This window comes from Pseudomonas sp. F-14 TE3623, assembly GCF_053629015.1.
Genome location: NZ_JBRJHM010000001.1, coordinates 4,343,787 through 4,359,538, shown reverse-complemented (window position 1 = coordinate 4,359,538; position 15,752 = coordinate 4,343,787). Strand labels below are relative to the sequence as shown.

Genomic DNA, 15,752 nt, shown 5'->3' with positions numbered 1-15,752 from the left:
AGGCCGTTTAATAAGTCACTAATAAAAACGGAATAATCCATGAAACATATCTGGAAGGCATTCTGCGCGCTCGCGCTTGTGGGCATGATGAGTTTGCAAGCACACGCTGAAGAAAAAAACATAGTAATGGGTACCATGTCTTGGGAGGACTTGGTGCCTATTACTGGCATCACCAAGAAAGTACTTGAGAACGCAGGATACACCGTAAAAGTCGTGGAATTTTCCGAGTGGGGTATCGCCTACGCTGCACTCAGCAAAGGGGATATTCAGGTGTTGGCCTCCCAGATTGATTATGCCGCCGCCGATTATTGGAAAAAGAACAAGAACAAAATCGAGAAGCTGTCACCGGTCTCCTTTGGTCTTTATCAGGGCATGGCAGTACCCAGTTACGTAGACATCGACTCCATCGAACAACTGAATGCAAACGCGGACAAACTGGGAAACAGAATCATTGGCATCGAACCTGGTTCGGGTTTGATGAGTGACGCTAACAATGTGGTCAAAGCGTACGACATCAAGCTCAAGCTGGTCGAAGGCAGTACTTCGGCAATGACCGCGGCTTTAAAGTCGGCAGTCGACCGCAAAGAATGGGTGGCGGTAACCGTCTGGGATCCATCGTGGATGACCAAGAAATTTGATCTCAAATTCTTGAAAGATCCAAAAGGGGTCTTCCCGCCATTGCAGGGTTATTACTGGATCGGACACAAAGGCTTCGCTGAAGCCAATCCGCGTGCGCGTGAACTAATGGCCAGCGTATATGTGCCTATCACGGACATCACCGCGATGAATGCTGAAGTCAAGGATGGCAAGACCATGGACGAGGCTATCAAGGGTTGGATTGATAGTCATACAGATCTTGTAAATCGTTGGGGAAACATCAAGAACTATTAAGTTTTGTTTGTTTGCCACTGCCGCCCTTTGATTAATTAGAGAAGCCAGCAAACTACTGGTTCGATGGATTGCGAAATGACGATGGCCACAATTAATACTGACGAAGTGCTGGTGGATTGCCAGTCGGTTTGGAAAATCTTCGGCAAAAGTGCACCGGCAGCCATGGATGCGGTTGTCCAGCAGGGTCTTTCAAAGACCCAGATCCTGCAAAACTACGGCTGCGTGGTCGGGGTTTCTGATGTCAGTCTCCAGGTTCGCCGGGGGGAAATCTTTTGCATCATGGGTTTGTCCGGCAGTGGCAAATCCACCCTTATAAGGTTGCTCAACAAGCTGATTACCCCTAGCTCGGGGAAGGTGCTGGTCAAAGGCAAAGACGTTTCATCCTTGTCGCCGGCACAGCTGCGAGAGGTGAGGGCGCGTCACATCGGTATGGTCTTTCAAAGCGTTGCCTTGCTGCCTAACCGGACGGTTCTTGAGAACACCGCGTTCGGCCTGGAAGTGCAGGGTGTGGGCAAGGCTGAACGTTACAAAGTAGCCGAGCAGGCGCTGGCGAAGGTTGGACTGAGCGAGTGGACTTCGCGCTATCCCAGCGAGCTGTCCGGCGGCATGCAACAACGGGTCGGGCTGGCGCGTGCGCTGACTGCCGATCCAGAAGTGATTTTAATGGATGAGCCATTCAGCGCGCTTGATCCGCTGATTCGCCGACAGTTGCAAGATGAGTTCCGCCAACTGACCAAGGAGCTGGGCAAGTCCGCGGTGTTTATTACCCACGATCTGGACGAGGCTATCCGCATCGGTGATCGCATTGCGATCATGAAGGATGGCGCCATCATTCAGGTCGGCACCGCCGAGGAGATCGTGCTCAATCCGGCTGACGATTACGTGGCGGAATTTGTCGCCGGCATTTCCAGACTGCATCTAGTGAAGGCTCACTCGGTCATGACGTCGGTCCAGGCCTACAAGGCAGCGCACCCGACGTGCGACATCTCCAGGCTCACCAAAACCTCGCTTGACGCCGATATCAATGAACTTATCGGATTGACGATGAAGTCCGAGCGCGACGCGCTTGCCGTCGTCGATAACGGAACAGTGGTGGGGATCATCACCCCCCGTGATTTGCTGCGGGGCGTGCAAGGTATTCCCAATGAATTGGCGCCCGTAGCAATTGCCAATGCGATGGAGGCGTCCGCATGAGCACGCCGGATTTTTCCAGTCAGTTTGATGCATCCATTGATACAGGGCTGGAATGGCTTTCGGATAATGGTGAGTTCGTGTTCGATGCCGTCAATGCGGTGCTGAAGGGCATTTACGAAGGCGTGCTGTGGTGTGTCGCCTATCCGCCGCACTACGCCGTGGCGATTGTCATGGTGTTGATTGGTTGGCGTATGGCTGGCGTTCGCTTTGCGATTCTCGCAGGTTTGGCCTTGTTGTTTTGCGACGTCATTGGTTTGTGGCCAGAGACAGTCAGCACGCTTGCTCTGGTGCTCACAGCTACTGTCCTGGCACTGGCTGTCGCCATTCCGCTGGGAGTCATCGCGGGGCTGGCACCTGCCTTTGATCGGGTGGTTGATCCTTGTCTGGATTTGATCCAGACGATGCCGCCCTACATTTACCTTCTACCGGCCATTGCACTGCTCGGGTACGGCCCCGCCACAGCGCTGTTGGCGACTTTCATCGTCGCGCTTCCCCCAGCTCTACGACTGACCTCCCTGGGTATTCGCATGACGCCCAAGGAATTCATCGAATTGGGAGATGCCAGCGGTGTGACTGGAATGCAGATGTTTTTCAAGATCCGCTTACCGTTCGCAATGCCCAGCATCATGGCCGGCGTTAACCAAAGCCTGATGATGGCCTTCGGCATGGTCGTCATTGCCGGCATTGTAGGTTCGGGCGGTTTGGGCGAGGCGATTTACGGGTCCGTTCGTACGTTGGATATCGCCAAGTCGATCAACGCAGCCATCGCTATCGTCATTCTGACCATGATTCTGGATCGTCTGGCGCAGAGCGCTGCACAGACGCGGGTGGGGGCTTCTCAATGACAACGCACATTCAATTTTCTCCAGGCGATTACCTGGCGCCTGCCGTTGATTGGCTGAACACGAATTTACATGGCTTGTTCAAAGGGATCAGTCAGGTCGTTGAGACGGTACTCGGTGCAGTGGAGGGAGCGCTGCTTGCTCCCCATCCGTATTTGTTCATCGGTATTGTCGTCGTTGCGGCGTTCTTTTTTGCCAATAAACGGGTCGCTGTTTTCGCTGCGGTGATGTTGGCTTTTTGTTTGTTCGCTGGCCTTTGGATCGCGTCCATCCAGACGATCGCGCTCGTCAGTGTGGCGGTCCTGATCTCGGTGGCCATCGCTTTCCCGCTGGGGGTTCTGGCGGCCCGGGTGAAGCGAGTAGATGAGGCGTTGCTGCCGATTTTGAACATCATGCAAACCGTGCCGCCTTGGGTTTACCTGATCCCCGCCGTGATGTTGTTCAGCTTGGGACGGGTGCCCGCGATCATTGCAACGATTGTTTACGGCATCCCGCCGATGCTCAGATTGACGACCCTGGCCTTCAAGCAGTTGCCCAAGGATCTCCTTGAGCTGGGCCAGGCATCCGGTGCTTCACCTAAAGACATTCTGTTCAAAATTGAACTGCCGACTGCCGCACCCACGCTGTTGGTAGGCCTGAACCAATGCATCCTCATGTCGTTGGCAATGGTGGTGCTGGCAGGTCTGGTGGGGGCGGGCGGTCTGGGGGCTGAAGTGACCCGTGGCCTCTCCAGGATGGAGATGGGCTTGGGGCTTCGAGCGGGCCTGGCCATTGTCGCTATTGCGCTGCTGCTGGATCGACTGTCACGGGGCGCGTTGCAGCGTCACTCTCCCAGCAAACTCCTTTGAAAGGGCATCAGTATGAGACGCAGCTTTTTTTGCATTGATTCGCACGCGTGCGGCAACCCGGTTCGGGTTGTAGCGGGCGGAGCACCACTGATGCCCTCCGTGTCGATGGCGGAACGTCGCGATATTTTCGTACGTGACCACGACTGGGTACGCACCGCATTGATGTTCGAGCCTAGGGGGCACGACATTATGTCCGGCGTCATTATCTATCCAACGGTACGTGATGACTGCGACTTCGGTGCGTTGTTTATCGAAGTCAGCGGCTGCCTGCCGATGTGTGGAGCGGGCACCATCGGGTTATCGACCGTGGTCATTGAAGAGGGCTTGGTGACACCTCGTGAGCCGGGAAAACTCGCCATTGAAACACCGGCGGGACGGGTCGATGTCGAATACACCATGGGCGGCGAATTTGTTGAGTCGATTCGCTTGTTCAACGTAGCCAGCTACCTGCACAGCGCTGATGTGGTGGTGGAAGTTCCTGGCGTTGGAACATTTACGGTGGACATCGCCTACGGCGGAAATTTCTACGCGGTGGTCGAACCACAGGAGTGCTGGACTGGATTCGAAGGGCAGACGACGGCTGACATTGTGGGATTGAGCCAGAAACTGCGCGCAGCGCTCTCGGACATTTGTGACCCTGTGCATCCAGAGAACAGCAGAATCAGTGGTGTTCATCACATCATTTGGTGTGACAAACCACAGAGCAGAACCGTGCATGGCCGCTGTGCCGTGTTCTACGGTGATAAAGCTATTGATCGTTCTCCTGGCGGTACCGGTACCTCGGCCCGAATGGCTCAGCTCTTCGCAAAGGGGCGGCTGAACGTCGGCGACATTTACCGACTTGAAAGTCTGATCGGTACGATCTACGAAGGAAAGGTTGAGGCGTCGGTAAAAGTCGGAACCTTCGACGGCATGAATCCAAGTGTCAGCGGCTGGGCTGAGGTGATAGGTCACAACACAATTTTCGTTGATGACAAAGACCCTCTAGCCCACGGTTTTCAGCTCGCATAAAGAGTTTGCTCACGGCGCCAACGGTTGATTCTTTGGGCGCGCAGATTCAACCGTGGTTTGCACAATGGCCGCGTTCGTCAGTGTAAAGAAGCGAGGCGTAAAGTGATCGAACGACGAGATTTCAGTGGGTGTATGAAAGGTAAAAACCTGCGCTATCTGGAAGAGACTCGGAGTGAGCCGACGGCTCATGCCCAGGCAGGATTTTTACTGCTCGAACACTTCTCGCTGCCTGCATTTACGCAAGCACTCGATACGATTGTCACCGCCAACCTTTTGCATCCCACGTCGTTCTCTTCACGAACCTTTGGGTTGCAAGACGGTGAGGTCACCAGCGACCTTGGCCTGGTCATTCGACCGGATGCGCGTTTGGAAGTCGCAGCACTCAAAGACCTTAATTTGCTGGTCATATGCGGCGGCTACCGCACCGAACTCAAAGTCAATCACGAGCTGATCAGCATCCTCAAAACGGCATCAGAACTTGGTATCACACTGGCCGGGCTGTGGAATGGGGCGTGGTTTTTGGGCGTGTCAGGTTTGCTTGAAGGGTATCGTTGTGCGATTCACCCCGAGCACCGACCCGCGCTCGCAGAAATTTCAAAAGTCACGCATGTCACCAGTGAAGCATTTGTCATGGATCGCGACCGGCTCACGGCTTCGAGTCCAGCGGGTGCTTTTCACATGGCTCTGGAATGGATCAAGGGGCTGCACGGCAAGGCGCTTGTCGAAGGCATCGAAGACATTCTTTCTTTCGAAGAGTCGCGGTATCGGCGCATCAAACCAACGCAGAACATCTCGTTGAGCGCCCCCCTTAAAGAGGTGGTCAAGTTGATGGACGCCAACCTTGAAGAGCCGCTGCAAATGGAACAACTGGCGGCCTATGCCGGACGTTCCCGTCGACAAATAGAGCGTTTGTTCAAAGAACAACTGGGTAGCACACCGCAACGGTATTACCTGGAATTACGCATTACCGAAGCACGGCGATTGCTTCAACACACAGAGCTGTCTCAGGTTGATGTGCTGGTCGCATGCGGCTTCGTTTCGCCGAGCCATTTCAGCAAATGCTACAGCTCGTATTTTGGTTACCGACCTTCGAGAGAAACGCGGCTGGTGAAGTAAAGAACGCCTGTTCAAACCTTTATGACTGCGGTGTTTACCGCAACGGTGGGCTAACGACTTCGTGGCGTTGCTGTTTGTGCTGGATGCGTTAGTGAAACGCTGCAAAACCTGATGTTGCTGACACGTTAAGGAGGAGGGCATGACCGAGGTGCGATTGAAGAGCGCTCAAACAAAAAACACGGCGTACTTAACTACGCTCACCGTTTCCGCTAGTTCTGGGGTCTCAAGGCCCCAACTCGGGATTTTTTTATGCCTGCTTTCAATGCTTATCTTTGCGAGCCAGGACGGACTAACCAAGGTGCTTGTCAAAGACTTCCCGGTTGCCCAACTGGTCATGATGCGCTATTGGGTGTTTGTCGTTTTTGCCCTCGGATATGCCGCCTACCAAGGTAGGGGCAAAGAGTCATTTCGCAGTAAGCACCCTTGGCTCCAAATCATTCGAGCGCTGTTAGCCGTGGGTGAAACCATACTGTTTGCAGTGGGGCTACGATATTTGGGCCTGGCCGAAATGCATGCGCTCTATGCCGTATTTCCGCTGATGGCACTGGCATTGGCGGGGGCCGTGCTTGGGGAGTTCATAGGTCTGCGGCGCTGGATTGCCGCCGCCATAGGGTTCACCGGGACACTGATCATCCTTCGACCAGGCGCGGGCGTTTTTGAACTCGCGGCGCTGATTCCCCTGCTGGCAGCTTTGGCGTTCGCGGTGTTCAACGTACTGACGCGCCGGATAAGCCAACACGACTCCTTTGCGACGAACATGCTCTTTATGGCAGGTGTGGGTGCCCTGACGGTCACATTTGCGGGGCTACCCGTCTGGGTTGCTCCGACTCCGGCCCAGGGACTCTTGATGGGGATCCTGTCATTGACGGGAGTAATCGCTCAGATTCTCTTCATTCAAGCACTGAAATACGCAACCGCTTCTACCCTGCAGCCTTTCAACTATGCGCTGCTGGTGTTCGCCACTTTGATTGGTGTCATCGTTTTTGCCGAGCGCCCTGATACCTGGGTAGTTGTCGGAGCAGCGTTGGTGTTTATCGGGGGGTTGTATGCGATTAAAGCGAAGGCGTGAACATGCAGTACCACGCTGGTTGGCTCAGCTGATTTCTTTCTCCTAGACTGCCATCAGTTCAGGGACTGATCCCCCGACGACAGGAGCAATATGCAATGGTTGCGGACTGGAGTGGTCAGGTAGCGCTTATCAGTGGCACCGGTAGTGAACGTGGAATTGGCTTTGCGATTGCGAAGCGCCTGGGCAGTCTGGGCGTCAGGTTAATCGTCACAGGCAGCAGCGCTCGCATCCATGATCGGGTGGAGGAGTTACGTACCGCAGGATTTGAAGCGCAAGGTCGTACGGCGGACTTGAGTGAAGAGGATCAAGTTCTTGAACTTACTACCTGGGCCGAATCGGTATGGGGGCGAATCGATATTCTTGTGAACAATGCCGGCATGGCCGCGCAGGGTCATCCGGAGCCTTTTGCCGATCTGGCGGACATGAGTGTCGACAGTTGGAATCTTTCAATTGCTCGAAATCTGACAACCTCCTTTCTGCTGACCCGTGGAGTCTTGCCGGGGATGCGTAACAGACGCTACGGCCGAATCGTCAACGTCAGTTCCACGACTGGGACTCGGGCAGGTAATCCAGGAGAAGCGGCTTATGCTGCGGCCAAAGCCGGAATGGTGGGTATGAACATGAGCCTGGCCCTTGAGGTCGCGCGCTTTGGAATTACTGTGAACTCGGTCGCGCCGGGCTGGATCGCCACAGGATCAAGCACCCCAGAGGAGGTGAATGCAGCGAAGTATGTTCCGGTTGGTAGAGCAGGGCGCCCGGAAGAAGTAGCTGCTGCCGTTACGTTCCTGGCCTCACCTGAGTCCAGTTACATTACCGGTGAGTTGCTGGTGGTCGATGGTGGCAATTGCCTGATAGAGAACAAAGCGCCCAAGTAATGAATGCGTTGCCTGCTGCAAAATTTTGCAGCGGGCCAGAGTCTGGCTTCGCGCAACCTGCGACGGAGGTGGGTAAGTGACTCCCTCCGTCGCAAGTGGGGCTGATTCGATCAAAACGGCAGTGGCAGTTTCGCCGTGCGCCCCCCATCCACCACCAGTACTTGCCCGGTGATAAAGGCCGATGATTCCGAGGCCAGGAAAACGACTATCCCGCCAACATCCTCGGCATTGATGGCGTGCTCACTTGATTTTGCGATCTCGCGTCTTGAAAATGTACGCCTATGTACATGTCGTGTACGCCAAAGATCTTGCGGTGTACAGTGTCGAAGAATTTTCAAATAAAGGTGCACCCGAATGTCGCAGACAGGAAGGGCGAAAACCAAAGCGCAGGACGCAGGCTGGCGAGGCTCCGTCGATGGTTGGCTGGACGCCGCCTACGAAGCTCTTAAAGAGTCGGGTGTTGATGCTGTGCGGGTGATGCCGCTGGCCAAACGCTTGAATTTGTCTCGCACCAGCTTCTACTGGTTCTATGAAGACCGGGAGCAGTTGCTCGCGGCGCTCCTGGCCCGCTGGAAGGACAAGAACACCGGCGGTATGGTCAGCCAATGCGAGAGTTACGCAGAAAGTATCTCCGAAGCGATTCTCAACGTCTTCGAGTGCTGGGTGAACCCTGAGCTGTTCGACTCGCAGTTCGAATTTGCTGTGCGCAGTTGGGCGCTGCAATCGGACGAGGTCAAAGCTGAAATCGCTTTAGCCGATGAGGCGCGGATGAACGCCCTGGCCGCGATGTTCCGACGGTTTGGCTACGACGGCGAGGGGGCTGACGTTCGGGCCAGGACGATCTACCTCACACAGATCGGCTACATCTCCATGAAAACCAATGAAGATATCGTCGTTCGATTTCGACGGATTCCTCAGTACGTGAGCGTGTTTACCGGCAAAGTACCGAAGAGGCGCGAGCTGGATCGCTTTTATGGAAAGTTCGGCTACGCAGAAAAAGAGCCTGGTGTTTTCGTTCCCTTGGTCGAAACATTCGAGGCGTCCGCTGCCGATGGAGAATAGAACTCTGGGCATCATTGGGGGCACCGGCTGGCTCGGGCGTGCAATTGCCGAGGCGCTCCTTGAAAGCGGTTTCATCAAGCCTGAACGTTTGTTGATCTCGAACCGCTCAGGCGTCAGTACCTTCGAGCCAGGCGTGAGACTGTTGGCCGACAACCAGCAGTTGGTGGACCTCAGCGATATTGTCGTGCTGTCCATCCGGCCGGAGCAGTTTCGCGAACTGCTGATCAACGCCCGCGGCAAGCTAGTGATTTCTCTGATGGCCGGAGTTCCGGCGGCAGCCATCAGCGCGGCCACCGGTGCGGATGTCGTGGTGCGGGCCATGCCGAATGCGGCCGTGGAAATCAGGCAGTCGTTCACACCCTGGTACGGTGTCGGAAACCTTGTTGAACTCGACCGCCAGTGGGTGCAGCGACTGTTCGAGTGCGTAGGTTCGGCGGACGAAGTGCCTGATGAAGACTGTATTGATTATCTCAGTGCGTTGTCTGGGACTGGGCCGGCCTTTCCGGCAATGTTGCAAATGGCACTGACTAATCAGGCGGTGGCTGCGGGAATCCCTCTTGCCATCGCGCAGCGCGCTGCACAAGGCGTAGTGGTGGGGGGCGGCCAGATGCTTGCCAGCCGCGATCCGCGGCAAATGATTGAGTCATTGATGGCTTACCGTGGCGTGACGGCGGCAGCGCTGCGGTCGATGGCCGATCAGAACATTGAGGCGATTGTGGGGCGAGCGGTGCAGGCAGGCGCTGAGATTGCCCGCAAAGGCATGTAGCCGAAGAGATAAGCAATGAAGGCCCTTTGAAGGGCCTTCATGGTTTTAGGCATCAGACGGTTACGCTTACTCGGCCTTGAAGCAATAGACCGCCAGCTTGTTGCCATCCGGGTCTCGGGCGTAAGCGGCATAGGCATTTTCAGCCCAGTTACGCGAACCCGGTTGGCCTTCACAGGTACCACCGGCGGTGAGTGCTAAAGATGGAGGCACGTATTCAGATTTCTTTCACCAGGCGCAAAGCGTCGTAGATGGCCGCGTGGGTGTTGCGAGCAGACACGGCGTCGCCGATTCGGAACAGCTGGAAGCGTCCTTCGGGATTGGTGACGATGTTCTGTGCCGTGCCGGCGATCAGGTCATGCTGCTCTACCGCGCCGCCATTGGTGGAGAAAGGACGCAGGTCAAAGTACAAGTCGTCCAGGGGAAGGGTGCCGTGGTTGACGACCACCTGATCGACCACGCGCTGCTTGTGGACCTGTCCGTAATCGCTGCCAAAGGTTGCAACGAGCCCGCCATCACGTTTTTCCACTGTATCGACCCGGTAGGTGACGGTGAAGATGACGTCCAGGTCCTGCAGGCTGCGCATGTAGGGCACCAGGTTCATGGCCATGACTTCAGGTGCAAACGAGCGGTCAGGGGTGACGATCTCCACGGTCGCACCGCTTTGCGCGATGACCTCGGCAGCCTGCAGGGCGGCATGATCCCCGGCATCGTCGAAGATCAGTACGTTGCGACCGGGCTTGATGTCACCGGAAATGATGTCCCAGGTTGAAACCACGAGTTCGTTGCCCACGCGGAGCACCTCGGTATCCGGTAGGCCGCCGGTCGCAACGATGACCACGTCAGGCTCGAAGGCTTGCACGGTGTCGGCCTCGGCCCAGGTATTGAAGTGAAACTTCACCCCCAGCCGTTCGCATTGCGCCATTCGCCAATCAATGATGCTGATCATCTCGCGACGACGCTCACTCAGCGCAGTCAGACGAATCTGCCCGCCAGGTTGGTCAGCCGCCTCAAGCACCGTTACATCATGGCCGCGCTCACCGGCGACCCGCGCCGCCTCCAGCCCAGCTGGGCCGGTACCGACCACCAGCACCTTACGCTTGACGGCGGCTTTGGGAATGTCGTGAGGCATGGTGGTTTCCCGACCCGTCGCCGCGTTGTGGATGCAATAGGCCGCGCCGCCTTGGTAGATACGATCCAGACAGTAGTTGGCACCCACGCACGGGCGAATGTCTTCTTCGCGCTTCTCGATGATTTTGCGCACGATGTGCGGATCGGTCATGTGCGCGCGGGTCATGCCCACCATGTCCACTTTCCCCGAGGCAATCGCGTAGCGCGCCGTGGCCACATCGGGAATCTTCGCAGCGTGGAAAGTCGGAAAGCCTGTCGACGAGCGGATCTCGCCAGCGAAGTCGAGATGGGGCGAGTTGCGCATACCCTGAATCGGGATGACATCGGTCAGCCCTGCATCCGTATCGATGTGACCGCGCACGACGTTCAGGAAGTCGACCAGTCCGCTGTCCTTGAGCATGTGAGAAATCTGCATGCCCTCGCTGGCAGTGAAGCCACCGGGCAATTCTTCATCACCGGTGTAGCGAACTCCCAGCAGAAAATCTTCGCCTACCCGCTGGCGGATGCCACGCAAGATGTCGAAGGTAAAACGCATGCGGTTTTCCAGCGAACCGCCGTAAGGCCCGTCGAGGTCATTGGTCAACGGTGACCAGAACTGGTCCATCAAATGCCCGTAAGCCTGAAGCTCCAGACCATCGAGACCTGCCGCCTTCATGCGCTCCGCGGCGTCTATATAGTCCTTGATGATCCGCTCAATGTCCCATTCCTCCATTTTCTTCGGGAAGGAGCGGTGCGAAGCCTCGCGACGGTGTGATGGCGATACCACCGGCAACCAGTCGGCCTTGTCCCAGCGGGTGCGACGGCCCAGGTGAGTCAACTGGATCATCACTGCCGCGCCATGTTCGTGGCACTCATCGGTCAGGTCCTTCAACCAACCGACCACTTCGTCCTTGTAGGCCAGCACGTTGTTGAACACCGGCGGGCTGTCTCGGGAAACGGCAGCGGAACCGGCAGTCATAGTCAGTGCGACACCGGCTTTGGCGCGCTCCACGTGGTAGGCGCGGTAGAGATCCTTGGGCATGCCGTCCACAGGGTAGGCCGGTTCATGGGAGGTGGTCATGATCCGGTTTCTGAGGGTCAGATTCTTGATTTTATAGGGTTGCAGCAAGGGATCGCTGGACATCGTGGTGCGCTCCAAAGTGGCTTCATCGGGCTCGGTGACTTAAAATTAGGATAAATGTACACCTGTGTCAACGATTGGTGACACATGTGTACATTTTGCTTGCGTGCCAAAAAATCCAGGATTAACATCCATCAAAACCCGGGCTGATTGGATTCGTACGCGCCTGGCTGCCATCGCATTGAGCGGTCAGTGCCCGCGGCGTGATGAAAGTGCGCGCAGCGGCAAACCGCACTCGTTGAGGCGGACGTGAACGTGGGTGTTATAGGTGACGGTTCAGGTGTGATTCAGTGGGATTGAAGAGGGTACAGTCGTGCTTTCTAAATCTTCTGCCTTATTGATATTTCGGAAAAGGAGAGCATAGGTGACAGAGTTATTTGATATTCGCTTGGCTAGCAAACAAACAGCTTTCACTGAAATTCCGGTCATAGACATATCGTCGCTCATAAACGGCGAAAATCCACTGAAGGTGGCAAGTCAAATAGGTGATGCATGCGAAAAGGTGGGGTTTTTTTATATAAAAAACCATGGCATTGACCAGCAGTTAATAGATGAGATGTATGCGCTTACCAAAAGTTTTTTCAAGCTTCCTTATGAGGAGAAGAACAAGCTTAATGTCGTGAATTCCGGGCTCACGCTACGTGGTTATATACCGATGTACGCGGAAAACGTAGACCCTGCTAATACTCGCGATTTCAAAGAGTGTTTTGATTGCGGAGCTCATTATGATGAGGTCTCTCCATTCTTTGGTCCTAATCAAATGCCATCTGTACTGCCGCAATTTGAGAAGGTTGCCGAAGATTACCATTCCTCTGTATTGGCACTCGCGCGAATGCTTATTGGCGGGATCGCGCTGAGCTTGGGTTTACCACAAGATTACTTTGAACATCTTCAGCGTAAGCCCATCACTATTCAACGGATTTTGCGTTACCCGCCCCAGATCGGAAGGGTTTCCCAAGAGGAGATCGGTATTGGGGCACACACGGACTATGGTTTCTTGACGGTCCTATCCCAAGATGCAGTTGGCGGTTTGCAAGTCAGGAACCGTGCAGGGGAGTGGGTTACTGCACCACCCGTTGAAGGCACTTTTATCGTCAATATTGGTGATTTGGTTCAAACCCTCACCAATGATCGCTACACCTCGACAATGCATCGTGTCATCAATACCAGCGGCCTGGAGCGTTATTCAATACCGTTCTTTATTGATTTGGATTTCGATGCGGTTGTTGAACCTGTGCCAACCTGCGTGAGTGAGGCTCTACCCGCGAAGTACGAAGCGTACACTTGTGGTAAGCACAAATTTAAGCGTTTCGTAGATAGCTATGCGCATCTTCAAGAAATCGAGAAGGTATGATCGCTTTTCTGGCTACGCTAATGCCTGATTTAGGTATTGTTGAGTAATAGCAGTGAGGTTATTGCAATCACCAATTCGTCGAGAGACCAAGGCTTGTCCCAGGTAAATTGGTGCCGGGAGGCACGCTCGTAGGATCAAGCAATACCCAGATATAAGAATCGCCTTGATGGAGGGTCATTGACTCCTCACTAGGTCTGACCATTAAGTCAAGATGTTCAGCAGCGCTTTCCCATTAAGAGTCAGGCTGGAGATGTTGACGATCCTTCCCCAACTTCGGTTGCGTATTCCCGGTAGCAATGCTTGCGTTCTGCAAGGCGTGCCGGGAAAGTGCCGATCCAAACTGTTGCGAGCGATGCCCACAACATGGTGGCCCGCCTGGAACAATTGAGCCGCGAGCGCGCGCCCGATGCCTTTGCTGGCTCCGGTGATCAGGAAAATGCGAGTTGTCATTGCAGTGCTCCAAATACCCGGCAACATCCGGGGCCAGGGAATAGCGCGGTGCGGCAGACGTGTTATTTCAGTCGAGCGAGCAATGCTTTGCCGACCTCTATGGCCGAGTTCGGATTCTGGCCCGTGATCAACTCGCGATCGATGACCACATTAGGCGTCCAATTCGAAGCGTTGCTGCGGTACACCCCACCGGCTTTTTCCAGCGCCGTTTGCGGGTAGAACTTCATGGCGCCACCGTTGAGCAGACCTTTGGCTTCTTCCTCTTCCTTGTTGCTGATAACGGTCATCTTGTAGCCCGCATAGATCCAGTCGGCGCGACCCTTTGCCGGCTTCGCAGTCTGGAGTTGTTGGGTAAAGTTTTCGGCATCAGGCAAGGTCGAGAGCAGGGCGATCGGACCATGGCAGACGAGTGCGGTGGTCTTGCCTTGTGCATGGAAATCCGCCAGCAAGCGACCCAGCGGACGGCTGTGGAGCAGATCCTGCATGGGTGCATGGCCGCCGGGAATGTAGACCGCATCAAAGTGCGCGTAGCCGATCTGTTCCACCCGGGAAAGGCTGATGACTGGCGACTGTTCTGATTGGGTCAGTTTCAGTTGATCGAGCAAGTCTTTATAGGTCTGAAGTGCTGCTCCGTCATTGTTGAAGTACATTTTGTCGATGGATGTCTTGTCCACCGTCGGCACGTCACCGTTCGGGGTCGCAAAGGTGATGTTATGACCGGCGTCGAGCAGCATTTTCACCGGTTGCAAAAGCTCGTTCAGGTAAAATCCGGTCGCAAAGACCTTGCCGTCCTTCAAATCGAGTTTCGCCGAATCGGAAAGCACTACAAGCACGTTGTCCGCGCTGGCCGCCAGGCTGGTGCTGGCGAGGGTTGCGGCCAATGCAATACGGGTCAATGTTTTCATGTCGCGTCCAAAGTAGTTGGGCGAACACTTGCCGCCCCTGCCTGGATACTCTATTGATGTGTGTTATGGCGATAAACTACCGCCAATGGAATTCATTTGGACTTGGAAAGCAATAATGCCTCGTAGATTTGACCATCTTGGCGATGTGGAAGCTTTTATTCGCGTAGTTGAGCAGGGGACCGTTAGTGCTGCTGCCGTCGCCTTGGCGACCACGCCTTCGGTGCTTAGTCGTGCGTTGACCAGGCTTGAATCGCGTCTTGGCGTGCAATTGTTGCGACGCACTACTCGCAGGCTCAGCCTGACCGACGCTGGTAAGTTGTATCTGGAACAGACTCGTTCGGCGTTTGCGCAGATCGAAGAGGTGGAGCGCAGCATTCTCGGCCAGGAAGGCGAGTTGAGCGGGCGCGTTCGGATGAGCGTGCCGACGACTTACGGGCATCATCGTCTGCCGTCGCTGCTCAGTGCCTTTGCCCGGCAATACCCAGCTGTGCGGGTGGAGCTGAGCATCACCAATCGCAATGTCGACCTGGTCGCCGAAGGCTACGATCTGGCGATTCGCCTGGGGCAGTTGCCGGACAGTGGTCTGGTGGGGCGCAAGCTGGAAGATGCACGGCTCTGCCTGGTCGCATCTCCCCAATACCTGGCACGCGCCGGCGTCCCTACGACGCTTGAGATGTTAGGCGAGCACGTTTGCCTGCCGTTCATTATGCCCAGCAGCGGCAAAATCGGGCCGTGGTTATTCTGCCTTGATCAAAAAAATATCGAATGGCTGCCGCAAGCCAATGTGCAGGTTTTGGATGATGTCCTCGGCATCGTTTCGTTGGCCGAAAGCGGTCTGGGCATCTGCCAGACCTATGACTTCGTTATCCGGGACAGAATGCAGCGGGGGCAATTGGTGGAAATACTTCCGCAGTTGAGCGGACGCAGTCGGCCATTCTCGATTATTTACCCGCCTCACCGGCAATTATCGGCCGCATCCCGGGCGCTGATTGAATTCATCCTGGACAGCACCCAAGCCTGATATCCAGCAAAACTATCGGGATGAGGCCTGCGTTGGCTGGCAGCGTTGGCAACGATGCAAGACAACCTGCGTACTGCAATCAAGCAGATCGGTGATAAGT

General features: G+C 55.3%; 15 protein-coding genes and 2 pseudogenes. 12 read left to right on the top strand and 5 right to left on the bottom strand.

Annotation, left to right across the window (positions count from 1 at the left end; translation table 11 throughout):
- Nucleotides 1-39 precede the first annotated feature (39 nt).
- The 8 genes from AB7M29_RS20130 to AB7M29_RS20095 all read left to right on the top strand — a co-directional run bounded on the left by AB7M29_RS20130 (nt 40) and on the right by AB7M29_RS20095 (nt 7,846).
- On the top strand, nt 40-891 hold the full coding sequence (locus tag AB7M29_RS20130; RefSeq protein WP_217856241.1) for a glycine betaine ABC transporter substrate-binding protein: 852 nt from the start codon (nt 40-42) through the stop codon (nt 889-891).
- 75 nt (nt 892-966) lie between these two features.
- A complete protein-coding gene (locus AB7M29_RS20125; RefSeq protein WP_217856239.1) occupies nt 967-2,085 on the top strand; it encodes a quaternary amine ABC transporter ATP-binding protein in 1,119 nt (372 codons plus the stop codon).
- Nucleotides 2,082-2,930: an ABC transporter permease gene (locus AB7M29_RS20120; protein WP_454247669.1), complete on the top strand. Its 849-nt coding sequence runs from the start codon at nt 2,082-2,084 to the stop codon at nt 2,928-2,930. The genes AB7M29_RS20125 and AB7M29_RS20120 overlap by 4 nt, the downstream gene beginning before the upstream one ends.
- Complete coding sequence (locus tag AB7M29_RS20115) at nt 2,927-3,775, top strand: ABC transporter permease (RefSeq protein ID WP_454247668.1); 849 nt, start codon at nt 2,927-2,929, stop codon at nt 3,773-3,775. Before AB7M29_RS20120 ends, AB7M29_RS20115 begins: the two co-directional genes overlap by 4 nt.
- A 12-nt stretch (nt 3,776-3,787) precedes the next feature.
- The gene (locus AB7M29_RS20110) at nt 3,788-4,786 is read left to right on the top strand and encodes a 4-hydroxyproline epimerase (protein WP_454247667.1); all 999 of its coding nucleotides are present in this window, start codon (nt 3,788-3,790) and stop codon (nt 4,784-4,786) included.
- Nucleotides 4,787-4,888: 102 nt separating this feature from the next.
- Complete coding sequence (locus tag AB7M29_RS20105) at nt 4,889-5,902, top strand: GlxA family transcriptional regulator (RefSeq protein WP_217856231.1); 1,014 nt, start codon at nt 4,889-4,891, stop codon at nt 5,900-5,902.
- A gap of 139 nt (nt 5,903-6,041) precedes the next feature.
- Nucleotides 6,042-6,971, top strand: coding sequence for a DMT family transporter (locus AB7M29_RS20100; RefSeq protein ID WP_454247666.1), 930 nt, complete (start codon nt 6,042-6,044; stop codon nt 6,969-6,971).
- A gap of 95 nt (nt 6,972-7,066) precedes the next feature.
- Complete coding sequence (locus tag AB7M29_RS20095; RefSeq protein ID WP_217856227.1) at nt 7,067-7,846, top strand: SDR family NAD(P)-dependent oxidoreductase; 780 nt, start codon at nt 7,067-7,069, stop codon at nt 7,844-7,846.
- 110 nt (nt 7,847-7,956) lie between these two features.
- On the opposite strand, the gene AB7M29_RS20090 is transcribed toward AB7M29_RS20095, so the two are convergent.
- Nucleotides 7,957-8,196: an SDR family oxidoreductase gene (locus AB7M29_RS20090; RefSeq protein WP_367616741.1), complete on the bottom strand. Its 240-nt coding sequence runs from the start codon at nt 8,194-8,196 to the stop codon at nt 7,957-7,959.
- A 4-nt stretch (nt 8,197-8,200) separates the two neighbouring features.
- On the opposite strand from AB7M29_RS20090, the gene AB7M29_RS20085 reads away from it, so the two are divergent.
- Nucleotides 8,201-8,908 (top strand): TetR/AcrR family transcriptional regulator, encoded by a 708-nt coding sequence (locus tag AB7M29_RS20085; protein WP_217856225.1) that lies wholly within the window; start codon nt 8,201-8,203, stop codon nt 8,906-8,908.
- A complete protein-coding gene (locus tag AB7M29_RS20080; RefSeq protein ID WP_454248740.1) occupies nt 8,898-9,674 on the top strand; it encodes a pyrroline-5-carboxylate reductase family protein in 777 nt (258 codons plus the stop codon). Before AB7M29_RS20085 ends, AB7M29_RS20080 begins: the two co-directional genes overlap by 11 nt.
- Before the next feature lie 66 nt (nt 9,675-9,740).
- On the opposite strand, the pseudogene AB7M29_RS20075 reads toward AB7M29_RS20080, so the two are convergent.
- Both AB7M29_RS20075 and AB7M29_RS20070 read right to left on the bottom strand, forming a co-directional pair.
- Nucleotides 9,741-9,869: pseudogene (locus AB7M29_RS20075) on the bottom strand (VOC family protein); the annotation flags it as partial.
- A gap of 19 nt (nt 9,870-9,888) precedes the next feature.
- The gene (locus AB7M29_RS20070; RefSeq protein WP_454247665.1) at nt 9,889-11,925 is read right to left on the bottom strand and encodes an oxidoreductase; all 2,037 of its coding nucleotides are present in this window, start codon (nt 11,923-11,925) and stop codon (nt 9,889-9,891) included.
- Nucleotides 11,926-12,286: 361 nt separating this feature from the next.
- Between AB7M29_RS20070 and AB7M29_RS20065 the strand changes: the two genes are divergently transcribed.
- A complete protein-coding gene (locus tag AB7M29_RS20065; protein ID WP_217856221.1) occupies nt 12,287-13,276 on the top strand; it encodes an isopenicillin N synthase family dioxygenase in 990 nt (329 codons plus the stop codon).
- A 228-nt stretch (nt 13,277-13,504) separates the two neighbouring features.
- Here AB7M29_RS20065 and AB7M29_RS20060 read toward each other — a convergent pair.
- Together AB7M29_RS20060 and AB7M29_RS20055 are read right to left on the bottom strand one after the other, a co-directional pair.
- Nucleotides 13,505-13,726 (bottom strand): annotated as a pseudogene (locus AB7M29_RS20060) (SDR family NAD(P)-dependent oxidoreductase); the annotation flags it as partial.
- Nucleotides 13,727-13,788: 62 nt separating this feature from the next.
- The gene (locus AB7M29_RS20055) at nt 13,789-14,631 is read right to left on the bottom strand and encodes a type 1 glutamine amidotransferase domain-containing protein (protein ID WP_454247664.1); all 843 of its coding nucleotides are present in this window, start codon (nt 14,629-14,631) and stop codon (nt 13,789-13,791) included.
- 115 nt (nt 14,632-14,746) lie between these two features.
- On the opposite strand from AB7M29_RS20055, the gene AB7M29_RS20050 reads away from it, so the two are divergent.
- Nucleotides 14,747-15,652, top strand: coding sequence for a LysR substrate-binding domain-containing protein (locus AB7M29_RS20050; RefSeq protein WP_454247663.1), 906 nt, complete (start codon nt 14,747-14,749; stop codon nt 15,650-15,652).
- The last annotated feature ends 100 nt before the right edge of the window (nt 15,653-15,752 follow it).

Coding starts and splice junctions, on each gene's coding strand:
- AB7M29_RS20130 (WP_217856241.1), top strand. CDS start 40: ATGAAACATATCTGGAAGGCATTCTGCGCGCTCGCGCTTGTGGGCATG.
- AB7M29_RS20125 (WP_217856239.1), top strand. CDS start 967: ATGACGATGGCCACAATTAATACTGACGAAGTGCTGGTGGATTGCCAG.
- AB7M29_RS20120 (WP_454247669.1), top strand. CDS start 2,082: ATGAGCACGCCGGATTTTTCCAGTCAGTTTGATGCATCCATTGATACA.
- AB7M29_RS20115 (WP_454247668.1), top strand. CDS start 2,927: ATGACAACGCACATTCAATTTTCTCCAGGCGATTACCTGGCGCCTGCC.
- AB7M29_RS20110 (WP_454247667.1), top strand. CDS start 3,788: ATGAGACGCAGCTTTTTTTGCATTGATTCGCACGCGTGCGGCAACCCG.
- AB7M29_RS20100 (WP_454247666.1), top strand. CDS start 6,042: ATGACCGAGGTGCGATTGAAGAGCGCTCAAACAAAAAACACGGCGTAC.
- AB7M29_RS20095 (WP_217856227.1), top strand. CDS start 7,067: ATGGTTGCGGACTGGAGTGGTCAGGTAGCGCTTATCAGTGGCACCGGT.
- AB7M29_RS20085 (WP_217856225.1), top strand. CDS start 8,201: ATGTCGCAGACAGGAAGGGCGAAAACCAAAGCGCAGGACGCAGGCTGG.
- AB7M29_RS20080 (WP_454248740.1), top strand. CDS start 8,898: ATGGAGAATAGAACTCTGGGCATCATTGGGGGCACCGGCTGGCTCGGG.
- AB7M29_RS20070 (WP_454247665.1), bottom strand. CDS start 11,925: ATGTCCAGCGATCCCTTGCTGCAACCCTATAAAATCAAGAATCTGACC.
- AB7M29_RS20055 (WP_454247664.1), bottom strand. CDS start 14,631: ATGAAAACATTGACCCGTATTGCATTGGCCGCAACCCTCGCCAGCACC.
- AB7M29_RS20050 (WP_454247663.1), top strand. CDS start 14,747: ATGCCTCGTAGATTTGACCATCTTGGCGATGTGGAAGCTTTTATTCGC.